Raw genomic sequence first — 13,854 nt, 5'->3', positions numbered from 1 at the left:
GCCACTTACAAAACAAGCAAACAAAAACAACATCACCAATTGGAATGAGCATGAGCCGCAAGACGCTGCGACAAAACTATTATTAAAGACCTACTGTCAAACTTATCACTTTCATCCATAGTAAGTACGAATCACTTACTTACCGTCATAATGACGTATTAATTAACGATTGGATAACGACTTTCTTAACCAATGAATATGATGACCAAAACCTTGGTTTTCATAGAGAGATACAGCGGTTTGATTGAAATCCCATACCTCAACGAACATCTGTTTCACACCATAATCAACGAACGTTGCCTCAATCTTTTCAATCAAGGCTTTTGCAATGCCCTGTTTACGATATTCGGGTAAAACGTACAGCTCATCAACGCTTCCCATCATCACTGGCTTGCTAACCGTAGAAATAAGCTCGCAGAAATGCCCAGATACAAAGCCGATAATCTCATCCTCAACTCTAGCGACATAAACCAAACATTCAGGATTATCGAGATAGCGAGCAATACTCTTCTCTTGTTCGATTTCTTCTGCGGTTTTGAAAAATTCCGGAGATTGAATGTGGTGCTCATCATGCAACTCAAACATTAGGTCGTTAAGTTGTTCAAGGTCGTCAAAAAGGGCTGGTTTGATTACAAAAGTAGACATAAGGACTAAGCCAAAAATAAGAATCCATATAGTGTGTGTTTAAACATGCATTTAGGCAAGTAGGAATGCAAAAGCCTCTTGCCGACAAAGCAAGAGGCTTCGATGTTTGAGCTTGCTCCTAGGTAACCTAAGAGCGTACTCAATTAAGATCGTACTTAGCTAGCCGCGTTTAAGCACTCGCTCGATTTCGCCAAGACTGGATGGGTCATCAATAGTTGATGGCACCACGTATTGCTCGCCATCGGCTATTTGACGAATGGTTCTTCGCAGAATTTTACCTGAGCGGGTCTTTGGCAAACGGTCAACAACCAGCGCATGTTTAAAGCAAGCCACAGCACCAATCTCGTTGCGTACTTTACCCACCAACTCACCTTCTAGCGTTAGATCATCAACCTTCACGCCATCTTTAAGAACCACGAAACCAAGTGGTAGCTGACCCTTTAACTCATCATGGATACCAACCACCGCGCATTCCGCAATCGCTGGGTGACCACCAACGATTTCTTCCATTTCGCCGGTAGACAGACGGTGACCTGCAACGTTAATTACGTCATCAATACGACCCATGATAAACAAGTAGCTATCTTCATCTAGGTAACCGCCATCTCCCGATACGTAGTAACCCGGAAATTGACTTAGATAACCAGTTTCAAAGCGGTCATGGTTGCGCCAGACAGTCGGTAGACAGCTTGGTGGTAATGGGCGCTTCAGAGCCACAAAACCTTGTTGATTTGCGCCTACTGGCATGCCCATTTCGTTCAGAATCTCGACCTGATAGCCAGGTATCGGCTTGGTAGCAGAGCCCGCTTTGACTGGCATCATCTCGATACCGGTCGGATTGCCCGCGATCGCCCATCCAGTCTCGGTTTGCCACCAGTGGTCAATAACCGGCTTATCTGCTTTGCTTTCTACCCATTCTAGTGTTGGTGGGTCAAGACGTTCACCTGCCATGAAAATAGAATCAAGGTTCGACAAGTCGTATTGCTTAATGAACTCGCCTTCTGGGTCTTCTTTCTTAATTGCACGGAAAGCGGTTGGCGCGGAGAAAAGCACATCCACTTTGTATTCATCACAAACACGCCAGAATGCACCCGGATCTGGTGTTCTAACCGGTTTGCCTTCGAATAGAATTGTTGTACAGCCATGAATCAGCGGCGCGTACACAATGTAAGAATGACCAACAACCCACCCTACATCCGATGCTGCCCAGAACACACCATCTTGGGGAATGTTATAAATCGACGTCATCGAATATTTCATCGCTACGGCATGGCCACCATTGTCACGCACCACGCCTTTTGGTTTCCCTGTTGTGCCAGAGGTATACAGAATATAAAGAGGATCTGTCGCAAGCACAGGGACACACGCATGAGGCAAAGCTTGCGCGTATTCTTGCTGCCAATCTAAATCACGTTCAAGGTTAAGCTCAGCTTGGCACTGCGGGCGTTGAAGAACAAAAACTTTCTCTGGCTTCCAACGACTGTCCATAATGGCTTTATCAACCATTGGTTTGTACGGGATCACCTTGTTAATTTCGATGCCACAAGACGCCGTCATGATGACTTTGGGTTCTGCGTCTTCAATTCGAACGGCAAGCTCACTCGGGGCAAAACCGCCAAACACCACCGAATGAATCGCGCCCAATCGAGCACACGCTAACATCGCCATTGCTGCTTCTGGGATCATCGGCATGTAGATGACCACACGATCGCCTTTGGTTACGCCTTGATTAGAAAGCATACCCGCGATTTTCGCCACTTGGTCACGCAGAGCTTGATAACTGTAAGTTTGTTTTTGCCCCGTCACTGGCGAATCATAAATCAGTGCTGTTTTATCGCCTCTTCCTTGCTCGCAATGATAATCCAACGCAAGCCATGACGTGTTCAATACACCATCAGGAAACCAACGTTCAATCCCATGTTCGTCAGCTTTTAAGATGGTATTTGGCGCTTCAAACCAATCGATGTTTTCAGCTTGAGCACGCCAAAAGTTCTCCGGTTCATTTTGTGCCCAAAGGTATTCTTTTTGATATGCAGACATATTGCTTCCTCCAGTATGTCCTGACATTGCTTTTCTTACGTATCACTACCATGCAATTGTGTTATTCAAAGACATTGGAGGGAACAAGCACAAAGCCCTCCATCAGTATTCTCGCGCTGCGGCTCATGATGGCTTTCTCAACCACCCAACCTTGTTCTGTTTGTTTGGCTTTTGCCCCCACCTTAAGCGTTCCTGATGGATGCCCAAACGTCACAGATTCTTTCTCTCCACCACCAGCCGCCAAATTGACTAGAGTACCCGGGACGCATGCCGCCGAAGCAATGGCGACCGCTGCGGTTCCCATCATGGCGTGGTGAAGTTTGCCCATAGATAAAGCTCGGACGAGAATATCGACCTCACCTGCCTCTACGGCTTTACCACTCGACGATAAATAGGATTTAGGCTGAGAAACAAACGCAATCTTAGGCGTGTGTTGACGTGTTTGAGCCTCTTCGAGCGAATCAATAAGCCCTATTTTTAACGCGCCATGAGCACGAATGGACTCAAACCTCGCAAGAGTTGATTCATCTTTATTGATGTCATCTTGAAGCTCAGTGCCTTGGTAACCGAGTGCTTCTGCGTCTATGAAGATTGTCGGTATGCCTGCGTTAATGAAGGTGGCGTTGAACGTCCCAACATCTGGCAGGACCAAATCGTCTACTAGATTGCCGGTTGGAAACATGCTGCCTTCACCATCAGCAGGGTCGACAAAATCGACTTGGATTTCAGCAGCAGGGAACGTCACTCCATCAAGCTCAAACTCCCCTGTTTCTTGAACGAAACCATTTACGATTGGCACATGAATCAATATGGTTTTGCCAATATTTACCTGCCATACGCGAACAGTAACGATGCCGTTTTCGGGAATACGATCTTCGTCGATCAACCCTGCATGAATGGCGAAAGGCCCGACTGCGGCAGAAAGGTTGCCACAGTTACCACTCCAATCGACAAACGGCTTATCTATCGATACTTGTCCGAACAGGTAATCAACGTCGTGATCGACTCGCTGACTGCGCGACACAATCACAGTTTTACTGGTGCTGGAAGTTGCGCCGCCCATGCCATCAATTTGTTTAGCATACGGGTCTGGGCTACCAATCACACGAAGTAGCAGTTTGTCTCTTGCCTCACCCGCGACTTGCGCTGGCTGTGGCAAGTCTTCAAGGTTGAAGAACACGCCTTTGCTCGTACCGCCGCGCATGTAAGTCGCCGGGACTTTGATTTGGCTTTGCATCTTGCTATCCATATCTTGCTCCGTTATTGCGCTATCTATTGCGAGAGGAAATCTTGAGCAAAGCGCTGTAACACACCGCCCGCTTTGTACACATGAACTTCATCTTCGGTATCGAGTCGACAAGTCACCGGCACATCAACCTTGTCGCCATTTGCACGAGTAATCACCAACGCCAAATCAGCACCAGGAGTGATATCGCCGATAACGTCATACAATTCAGTGCCATCTAATTCGAGTGTTTTTCGGTTCACGCCATCTTTAAATTGCAGAGGAAGTACGCCCATGCCAACTAAATTGGTACGGTGAATGCGCTCAAAACCTTCAGCTACAATGGCTTCGACACCCGCCAAGCGAACGCCTTTCGCCGCCCAATCTCGCGACGATCCTTGACCATAATCCGCGCCTGCGACCACGATAAGTGGCTGCTTACGATTCATGTAAGTCTCAATCGCTTCCCACATGCGCGTCACTTTGCCTTCAGGTTCGACTCTCGCCAGCGATCCTTGCACTACTTCGCCATTTTCCTTGACCATTTCATTGAACAACTTCGGGTTAGCGAAAGTAGCGCGCTGCGCGGTTAAGTGATCACCTCGGTGAGTCGCGTATGAGTTGAAATCTTCTTCTGGCACGCCCATCTTCGCGAGGTATTCGCCTGCGGCGCTGCTTGCCAAAATTGCGTTCGATGGCGACAAATGGTCGGTCGTAATGTTATCGCCTAAAACGGCAAGAGGACGCATTGAAGACAGAGTTCGCTCACCAGCAGGTGCTCCCTCCCCCTCTTTTTGCCAGTAGGGAGGTCTTCGGATATACGTACTCATCGGACGCCAATCGTAGAGCGGATTCGGATTGCGAGCCTCATCATTCAGTTTGAACATTTGAATGTAGACTTGATTAAATTGCTCAGGCTTAACGTATTCACCCACCACAGCATCAATTTCTTCATCCGTTGGCCACAAGTCGTTGAGATAAACCGGCTTGCCGTCTTTGTCTGTTCCTAAAGAGTCACGTTCGATATCAAAACGAATCGTACCGGCTAACGCGTAAGCAACGACCAAAGGTGGCGATGCTAAGAATGCTTGTTTTGCATAAGGATGAATTCGACCATCAAAGTTGCGATTCCCAGAAAGTACCGCCGTTGAATACAGATCTCGGTCGATGATTTCTTGTTGGATTTTCGGGTCAAGTGCACCACTCATACCGTTACAGGTTGTACACGCATAAGCCACGATACCAAAACCAAGCTTTTCTAGTTCAGGGAGTAAATCAGACTCTTCCAAGTAGAGTCGAGCCACTTTAGAGCCCGGCGCAAATGAAGATTTCACCCAAGGCTTGCGCACCAATCCAAGCGCATTCGCTTTCTTAGCAACCAGACCTGCTGCCACAACGTTTCTTGGGTTACTGGTGTTGGTACAAGAAGTAATTGCCGCGATGATCACCGCGCCGTCTGGAAGTTCGCCGTCTTTCTCTTGCCATTCACCAGAAACGCCACGCTCAGCAAGCTCTGAGGTAGGTAAACGACGATGAGGATTTGATGGACCTGCCAAATTGCGACCAACTTGGGACAAGTCAAACTCAAGTACGCGTTCGTAAACGGCTGTGTCTAAATCATCCGCCCATAGACCGGTTTGCTTGGCGTACTTCTCGACCAAGTCGACCTGCTGTTCATCACGACCTGTCAGTTTGAGGTAGTTAATGGTCTGCTCATCAATGTAGAACATCCCAGCGGTCGCACCGTATTCTGGTGTCATGTTTGAGATGGTCGCGCGGTCGCCGATGGTTAGGTCTCGCGCCCCTTCGCCAAAGAATTCAAGATAGGATGAAACCACGCGTTCATTTCGCAGAAACTCGGTAATCGCCAGCACGATATCGGTGGCGGTAATACCCGGTTGACGTTTACCAGTGAGCTTCACGCCAACAATGTCTGGCAGACGCATCATCGACGGGCGACCAAGCATAACCGTCTCCGCCTCTAAACCGCCGACACCAATCGCAATAACGCCAAGTGAATCAACGTGGGGGGTGTGACTGTCCGTGCCGACACAGGTATCTGGGTAAGCAATGCCTTGCTTGGCTTGCACAACCGGAGACATCTTCTCCAAGTTGATTTGGTGCATGATGCCGTTACCCGCAGGAATAACACTGACGTTCTCAAACGCCGTCTTACACCACTCGATAAAGTGGAATCGGTCTTCGTTTCTGCGCTCTTCTATCGCGCGGTTTTTCTCAAACGCCTCTGGGTCAAAGCCTGCGTGTTCAACCGCCAATGAATGGTCAACAATCAATTGCGTTTCAACCACTGGGTTTACTTTCGCTGGGTCACCGCCTTGTTCGGCAATCGCATCGCGCAGACCCGCGAGGTCGACTAATGCGGTTTGTCCAAGGATGTCATGACAAACCACACGCGCCGGATACCAAGGAAAATCGAGGTCACGCTTGCGTTCTATCAACTGTTTTAAGCTATCAGTGAGCGTATTTGGGTCACAGCGACGAACCAACTGCTCGGCTAAAACGCGTGAGGTGTATGGGAGCTTTTCATAGGCTCCAGGAGAAATATCGTTAACAGCTTCTCGGGTATCAAAATAATCGAGTTGGGTTCCCGGGAGCGGCTTTCGATATTGAGTATTTATATTTGTGGTGATGCTCATGGGCTTGCTTCCGCTTTAGTGTACATCTTGTGCCTGAACGCACCGCGATACTGTTTTTGAAATGAATTCGCAGTGAAAGAGACGCCCCTTGTGAATACCATGCAAGACAAAACTCACAAAGAGGCGTCACGCGCTAGCGTTGTTCGATTGGCACCCAGTCTTGATGATCCGGTCCGGTATAATCCGCACTTGGGCGAATAATTCGGTTGTTCGCGCGTTGTTCATAGACGTGCGCCGCCCAACCTGTCAGTCGACTCATCACAAAGATTGGAGTAAACAATTTGGTTGGAATATCCATGAAGTGGTAAGCCGAAGCATGGAAGAAGTCGGCATTGCAGAACAGCCCTTTCTCGCGCTTCATGACAGATTCCACGCGCTCAGAAACCGCGTAAAGATGCGTGTCACCCACCTCTTTCGATAACGCTTCTGACCAACGCTTGATCAGTGCATTACGAGGATCACTTTCGCGATAAATCGCGTGACCAAAGCCCATGATTTTGTCTTTGTTCTCTAGCATCTGCAGAATATTGGCTTCTGCTTCATCTGGCGTTTTCCAACCTTGAATCATCTCCATCGCTGCTTCGTTTGCACCGCCATGAAGTGGACCACGCAACGTACCGATAGCAGCCGTGATGCAAGAATGAAGATCAGAAAGCGTAGAAGCACATACACGCGCCGCAAATGTTGAGGCATTGAACTCATGCTCTGCATAAAGAATCAAAGAACAGTGCATCACCTTTTTGTGGGTTTCGCTTGGTGCTTTATCGGTAAGCAGTTTTAGGAAGTAGCCGCCAATGCAGTCTTCACTGTTATCGTGCGTTTTGATTCGCACGCCATCGTGACTGAAGCGATACCAGTAACAGATGATCGCAGGGAATAGCGCCAGCATTCGCTCAGTAGCATACAGCTGTTGCTCAAAGTCCATTTCTTGTTCTAAGTTACCCAGCATAGAGCAGCCTGTGCGCATGACATCCATCGGATGAGCATCAGCAGGAATCAGCTCTAACGCCTGCTTAAGCTCCGCTGGTAAGCCACGTAGGCTCAGTAGATGTGTCTTGTAGGCGTCTAGCTCTTGTTGATTAGGTAAGTGACCGCGTAACAGCAAATGCGCCACTTCTTCAAATTGAGCATGATTTGCCAAGTCCGTAATATCGTAACCACGATACGTTAGGCCTGTCCCCGTTTTACCGACAGTGCATAAAGCTGTGCTTCCAGCGCTTTGACCGCGTAGACCTGCGCCACCTATCTCAGCTTTCTTTTCTACAGAATGAGGCATTGTTGAACTCCTTTTCTGTCTGATTTGGCTCTCTTAATGGGCTCTTTTGAATCAGACAATTTTCACGTTATTGGATTAGAGATTCTTAAATAGTAGTTGTCTTGGGCTTCCGTTTGTTTCTTAGTTGACCTTATTTACCTTCGGAGAACAGCTTGTCTAACTTATTCTCGTAGTCGTGGTAATTAAGGTGCTCATACAGCTCTTTTCGTGTCTGCATTGAATCAAGCAACGCTTCTTGGTTGCCAACTTCTAGCAAGTGTTTGTAAACCATCTCGGCAGCTTTGTTCATCGCACGGAATGCGCTCAATGGGTACAAAACCATATCCACGTTGGATTGGGCTAACTCTTCACAGCCGTATAGTGGCGTTTGTCCAAACTCAGTAATGTTGGCAAGAATCGGCACGTGCTTCCCTGTCGCGTCTTCGAGCGCTGCCGAGAACTGTTGATATTGGTCTAGCTGATTCATTGCCTCTGGGAAGATCATATCTGCGCCCGCTTCCACACATGCAATCGCACGTTCAATCGCACTGTCCATGCCTTCAACCGCTAACGCATCAGTACGAGCCATAATGACAAAGCTCTCGTCATTACGTGCATCCACCGCCGCTTTCACTCGGTCGACCATTTCTTGTTGGCTAACAATCGCTTTGTTCGGACGATGGCCACAACGCTTCTGCGCCACTTGGTCTTCCATGTGCACTGCCGCCGCACCCGCTTTTTCCATCGCTTTGATAGTGCGTGCAATGTTAAAAGCACCACCAAAGCCCGTATCGATATCAACCAATAAAGGCAAATCACACGCGTTGGTTATGCGGTCTACGTCCACCAAAACATCGTTCAATGTTGTGATGCCAAGATCTGGCAAACCGTAAGATGCATTGGCGATGCCGCCACCCGACAAATAGATAGCTTGGTGACCCAAGTTTTTCGCCATCATGGCGCAGTATGGGTTAATGGTGCCGACGATCTGCAGCGGGTTGTTTTGCTCTATGGCGAGTCTGAACTTCGCCCCCGGAGATAAGCTCATGACAATTTCCTTCTAGTCTTGTTCTCTATCTTTACTTTCAGAATGTAAAATCTGTAATTCGATAAGTTTTCGGCTGCCTGAGATGTGTCTTCTCATCAGCATTTCTGCCAACTCTTCATCACGGTTGCGAATCGCTTGCAGAATGAATTTGTGTTCATTGAGTGCTTCGTTGGGACGAGATTGCGCTCGTGGTGATTGGTAACGATACATGCGTAACAAGTGATACAGTTCGTCGCAAAGCAAAGAGATAAGCTTGCTGTTTCGGCTCGCTTGAATGATTCGATAATGGAAGTCGAAGTCACCATGCTGGTGGAAGTAAGACGCCCCTTCAACTTCATCGATGTGTTTGGAATGTGTCGACAATAGCATTTCCAAACTCAGTAATTCTTCTTGAGTGATATAGCGAGCCGCGAGCCTTGCTGCCATGCCTTCTAATGCCTCGCGGACTGAATATAATTCGATGAGCTTTTCTGGAGAGAAAGTAATAACGCGAGCACCAACATGCGGAATGCGCTCAATCAACCCAAGCCCTTCAAGACGCATCATAGCCTCACGTAGAGGACCTCTACTCACTTGATATTTCTTGGCTAATTCAGGCTCTGAGATTTTACTGCCCGGTTCAATTTCACCACTCACGATCGCTTCCACTAACGATTCGGTCAGCGATTCAGATTTAGTGTGTTCCTTCTCAGAGACAATCACTTTATGACGAGTTTTCAATTCTGTATTCATATTCAAGGCATTCGTATTTAGAAATCAAAGTATCAACAATTTGTTAACTTGAATATAAAATAGACGATCAGATTGTCGACAATCAAGCAAATTGTCGACAATTTAGACTAAGGTATAGTGTTATTGAGAGATTTATGAGTGAAAAAACATTCAGTTCGATAAGATCAAGCTGAAATTGTCGACAATAAAAAACTAATAAATTCAGACAGTAAATAAAAATAGGGAGCACAATAGCTCCCTGTTTGGGTTCAATTTGGTAACTAACGGTCAGATTTGTCTAGTTGACCATTTTGTAGGTTAAGTCTTTTTCATCCAACAAGCCGGACTCAACAAGGTTTCTCTCCAACATCATATCTTGCAGTTGTTTGAGCGAGTTGATGTTGCCGTAACTACGACGGATCTGGTCAAACGCTTCTTCCAGTTGCGGTAGGTTTTGTGCATTCATCTGATCAGTCGTGGCTTCAGAAGCCGCCAAGAACCACTCCACATCCTTGGTGATCTCTTGCACTTGAATCAGGCTTTCACGCAATTTCGCTTGGTAATGCTCGACCTCTTTGATGGCAGAAAAGAACTCCGTCCATGCTTGCATGTTGTCGATAGCGGATGTAGAAGACATGGTGGTTTTGTTGAGCTTCACACGGGACTCATTGATCGCCTCTTTCAGCTTGAATAAACGCAAACTGAGTTCATCAGAACGCTTTGGCAGTAACTTAACTTCGTACTTCACCAATTTACGAATTGCATGAATGTGTTCATCACGCTTACGCGCCGAAAGCGCCAGGAACTCATGATCGACTTTTCCGACTGAGTTGGTTTTGAGTTGTTTGCGAGCAGATTCAATTTTTTTATTAAGAAGAGATTTTACGCCTTTCTTTGAGCCCTCTTCCCATGCTTTACGAGAAGCGGCTTTTAGCGCCGCACCGCCTGCGACTTCCAATAAAGCGGCACCTTCTTTCGAGCCTGGGAATGGGATCATCCCGATACCGGTTTTCACACCTTTTTGTGCAATATCCATCGCAACCATTTTCTTGTCACGTTTTACCCAGTTCTTTGCAGATTGGTATTTATTGCCGAATTTTCTCGCCCAACTTTTGTGATATGACTTACTGTCCTTTTCTACATTTTGCAAAAACTCTTTCGCCATCTTTTTTGCATTTTGACTCGCCATAAAGAACTCCTTTTCTTTTAATAAATCGAATAGCGAATAAGATCTAATACTGCTATTTTTTGAATAATTCGATTAATAATAGTATTTATATTTCAAAAATTTATTATTTAAAAGTTTAAGCATAAGGATATGCAATGGCTGATAAATACAGCAGTTCGGCTAGTTTGATGTCTGCAAAAGACTCAAGTAATCAAGAACATATCATAAGCAATGCAACAGTAAAGCAAGCCTTATCAGAGCCCTTTGAAATCAAAGCGATGCTGGTATCCAGTGGCTTTGACATGCAAGATCAGTTGGGGCAATTTCTTACGATAAACCGTTATTTCAACGAGTCTGGCAGTAATACACTCTATCGTACCTACAACGGAATTGTGACATTGATCCAACATTTAGGAATGGATTCAAATTTACAAAACCACCAATACGAAATAACACTTAAACCGTGGTTTTGGTTATTAAAACACACACATTCTTTCCGGGTTTATCAAAATCAATCCACACAAGAAATCGTCAGTGATATTTTCGACAACGCTGGTTTCAAAGGAAATTATAAAATATCCAGCATGCCTTCGACCAAGCGTGAATATTGTTTGCAATATAACGAATCAGATTTTGATTTCGTTTCTCGTCTGCTCGCTGAGGAAGGTGTTCATTATTATTTCGAGCATACGAGTGGTTCACACACCATGATTTTGCAAGATGCTCAAACCCCATTTGATAAAGCCAGCACAGCAAAGTTCGACATGAAAGAAACACCGACTGGCTCACTCCCTCTGATTGAAGATTGGTGCCCGACCGTTGCCTTTCATGGCTCGAGTATTGAGCTATCAAGCTACGATTATTCGCAGACGAAAGTCATCACCAGCGGCAGTAAAACCTCCAGCAATACCATTGCCAACAACACCAAACTCGCCAACACGCGTTACCCAACTTTAGGTATCAGCGGTGACATGACAGATCTCTCGAGCAATCTTGCCAAACGTCGAATTGAGTATATTGAGCAGGATTACCAAAGCGTCATTGCCAGCGCAAAACATGATCTCTTCGAGCTCGGTACTTACTTCTCGCTCTCAAGCCATCTAGACAAAGATCAACTTGGTGACTTTTCGGTCATGAGTATGGAAGTGGAATACACTGAAAGTGCACAGAGCAGCACCAGACTGAAACTGATTCCAAAAGATACTCCTCACTACCCGCAACCTCGCTCAAAACAAGTGGTTCAGGGTTTACAGAGCGCAGTCGTTGCTGGCTCAACCGCGGGTGATATTAATCAGGACGAACAAGGTCGCGTGCGTATTCAGTTCCAATGGGATACAGACGCAAGTGGCGACAAAACCAGTTGTTATGTTCGTGTCGCACAAATGCTTGCGGGAAGTGGTTACGGTGCTCAATTTGTGCCGCGAGCCGGGCAAGAGGTTCTGGTCTCTTTCATCGATGGCGACCCAGATAGACCAATCATCACGGGCAGCGTCTACAACAGCAAAAATGCCCCGCCATACGCAGAAGCCAATACAACAAAGTCTGGCATCAAAACCCAGCTTTCCGGTGAAAGCAATGAGCTCTACTTCGATGACAAAAAAGACAATGAATTACTTTACCTTCACGCAGCCAAAGACCTGACACAAGAAGTTGAAAACAACCAAACCGAAACCATCAAGGGTGAATTAAGCCAAACAGTCACCAAAGCGGTATCAGTGTCGACAGAAGACAACTACTCGCTGAGCGTAACCAAAGCATTAAGCGAAAAAGCCAAGTCGATTTCGATTGAAGCTGACGATTCTATCGAGCTCAAAGTTGGCTCAAGCAAAATTACCCTGTCCTCATCATCCATTGCCATTGAAGCAACCAATATCGACATCAAAGCGAGCAGCGCACTGAATTTGGAAGGGACCAACGTCACCAGCAAAGCCACTTCAGCCAACAAAGTTTCTGGCACCACGACCGCTCTTGAAGCAACCAGTGCAAACAGTATTTCTGGCTTGAGTATTTCCATCAAAGCGGACACCACGCTTTCTGCTGAAGGCTCTTTGAGTGCGGAGTTTAAATCGGGTCTCAAAGCGACATTTGATGGCGGCGTAATGGGTGAAGTGAAAGGCGCAATTGTAAAGGTTAACTAATGAAATATAAAAAGATTCCATACCAAACGGCTGGGCAAATACTACCGAGATTCAAAGCCAGTGACGAAGCAAAGGCACTGCTCGACGAAGAAACCAGCATCAACGATGCAATTCAATCGCTTACAGACAAAGAGCTCTACAACGATCTCGTTCAGTTTTTGACGCACGCTCTGCCCGTACGTGAGGCAATTTGGTGGGGAACGTTGTGTTTAAATCAACGCAATGAGGAATGGTCACCCCTTCAAAAACAAAGTGTCGAAACTTGCATGGCTTGGGTGCGTTCGCCCTCCGAAGAATTGCGCCGCAAAGCCGAACACCTCTCTCATCGATTAGAACTGAATTGTGGGCCATCTTGGCTTGCTCAAGCGGTATTTTGGAATGGTTCTGGCAGCATCGTTGCACCAGATATTCCACCCGTTATGCCTGATCCATTTCTGTATGCGAAAGCCACTGCGGGAGCGATCAATCACGCAGCCGCTTTGCCTCAATGGGACAAAACTAAACCTTACTATCAAGCCGCAATCGCCATGGCTTTGGATATCGCTGCAGGCGGTCAAGGCACTTCAGATAACCAATCACAAACTGCAGTGCAAGGAGAAGTATGATGACGTTACCTGCTGCTCGTATCACTGACATGCATGTATGCCCAATGCAGACACCGGCAACCCCACCAATTCCTCATGTTGGCGGACCAGTTACTGGTCCTGGGGCACCAACCGTACTGATTGGTAGCTTACCTGCTGCCACAGTGAGTGATGTTTGTGTATGCGTTGGAACCCCGGATTCTATCGCGATGGGAAGCACGACCGTGCTATTAAGTAATAAGCCTGCAGCCCGAATGGGAGACACGACGTCTCACGGAGGAAATATCGTTGCAGGAATGCCCACTATACTTATAGGGGGATAAAACCCCTTTATAAATCAGGGCATTATATTGATAGATGCATTCCTCCGACCAATTTTTTGG

At 46.7% G+C, this 13,854-nt stretch carries 11 protein-coding genes; 3 read left to right on the top strand and 8 right to left on the bottom strand.

The genetic code is table 11. The annotated features are described in order from the left end of the window. Nucleotides 1-162: 162 nt before the first annotated feature. The 8 genes from GXP65_RS03765 to GXP65_RS03730 all read right to left on the bottom strand — a co-directional run bounded on the left by GXP65_RS03765 (nt 163) and on the right by GXP65_RS03730 (nt 10,770). Nucleotides 163-645, bottom strand: coding sequence for a GNAT family N-acetyltransferase (locus GXP65_RS03765; protein ID WP_162092046.1), 483 nt, complete (start codon nt 643-645; stop codon nt 163-165). A 159-nt stretch (nt 646-804) separates the two neighbouring features. Further along, nucleotides 805-2,685 (bottom strand): propionyl-CoA synthetase, encoded by a 1,881-nt coding sequence (locus GXP65_RS03760; protein WP_162092045.1) that lies wholly within the window; start codon nt 2,683-2,685, stop codon nt 805-807. Between the two features lie 61 nt (nt 2,686-2,746). Further along, nucleotides 2,747-3,934, bottom strand: a complete 1,188-nt coding sequence (gene prpF / locus GXP65_RS03755) for a 2-methylaconitate cis-trans isomerase PrpF (RefSeq protein ID WP_162092044.1) — start codon at nt 3,932-3,934, stop codon at nt 2,747-2,749. A 23-nt stretch (nt 3,935-3,957) separates the two neighbouring features. Further along, on the bottom strand, nt 3,958-6,567 hold the full coding sequence (gene acnD / locus GXP65_RS03750; protein WP_162092043.1) for a Fe/S-dependent 2-methylisocitrate dehydratase AcnD: 2,610 nt from the start codon (nt 6,565-6,567) through the stop codon (nt 3,958-3,960). A 133-nt stretch (nt 6,568-6,700) separates the two neighbouring features. Then, nucleotides 6,701-7,843, bottom strand: a complete 1,143-nt coding sequence (gene prpC, locus GXP65_RS03745; RefSeq protein ID WP_162092042.1) for a 2-methylcitrate synthase — start codon at nt 7,841-7,843, stop codon at nt 6,701-6,703. A 130-nt stretch (nt 7,844-7,973) separates the two neighbouring features. Beyond that, nucleotides 7,974-8,870 carry a methylisocitrate lyase gene (prpB, locus tag GXP65_RS03740; RefSeq protein ID WP_038884159.1) on the bottom strand — a complete coding sequence of 299 codons (897 nt, stop codon included), beginning with the start codon at nt 8,868-8,870 and terminating at the stop codon, nt 7,974-7,976. Between the two features lie 12 nt (nt 8,871-8,882). Further along, nucleotides 8,883-9,602 (bottom strand): GntR family transcriptional regulator, encoded by a 720-nt coding sequence (locus GXP65_RS03735; RefSeq protein WP_038884161.1) that lies wholly within the window; start codon nt 9,600-9,602, stop codon nt 8,883-8,885. Between the two features lie 277 nt (nt 9,603-9,879). Continuing rightward, complete coding sequence (locus GXP65_RS03730; protein ID WP_162092041.1) at nt 9,880-10,770, bottom strand: hypothetical protein; 891 nt, start codon at nt 10,768-10,770, stop codon at nt 9,880-9,882. A 134-nt stretch (nt 10,771-10,904) separates the two neighbouring features. On the opposite strand from GXP65_RS03730, the gene tssI reads away from it, so the two are divergent. The 3 genes from tssI to GXP65_RS03715 are packed head-to-tail and all read left to right on the top strand — an operon-like array spanning nt 10,905 to nt 13,794. Beyond that, the gene (gene tssI / locus GXP65_RS03725) at nt 10,905-12,887 is read left to right on the top strand and encodes a type VI secretion system tip protein TssI/VgrG (protein ID WP_162092040.1); all 1,983 of its coding nucleotides are present in this window, start codon (nt 10,905-10,907) and stop codon (nt 12,885-12,887) included. After that, the gene (locus tag GXP65_RS03720) at nt 12,887-13,492 is read left to right on the top strand and encodes a hypothetical protein (protein WP_162092039.1); all 606 of its coding nucleotides are present in this window, start codon (nt 12,887-12,889) and stop codon (nt 13,490-13,492) included. The genes tssI and GXP65_RS03720 overlap by 1 nt, the downstream gene beginning before the upstream one ends. Further along, nucleotides 13,492-13,794, top strand: a complete 303-nt coding sequence (locus tag GXP65_RS03715) for a PAAR domain-containing protein (RefSeq protein WP_162092059.1) — start codon at nt 13,492-13,494, stop codon at nt 13,792-13,794. The genes GXP65_RS03720 and GXP65_RS03715 overlap by 1 nt, the downstream gene beginning before the upstream one ends. Nucleotides 13,795-13,854 lie beyond the last annotated feature (60 nt).

It is taken from the genome of Vibrio sp. LB10LO1 (assembly GCF_010092875.1).
GTDB lineage: Bacteria > Pseudomonadota > Gammaproteobacteria > Enterobacterales > Vibrionaceae > Vibrio > Vibrio campbellii.
Note: the sequence above shows the minus strand (reverse complement) of the source record. Positions and strands in the feature narration are given on the sequence as shown.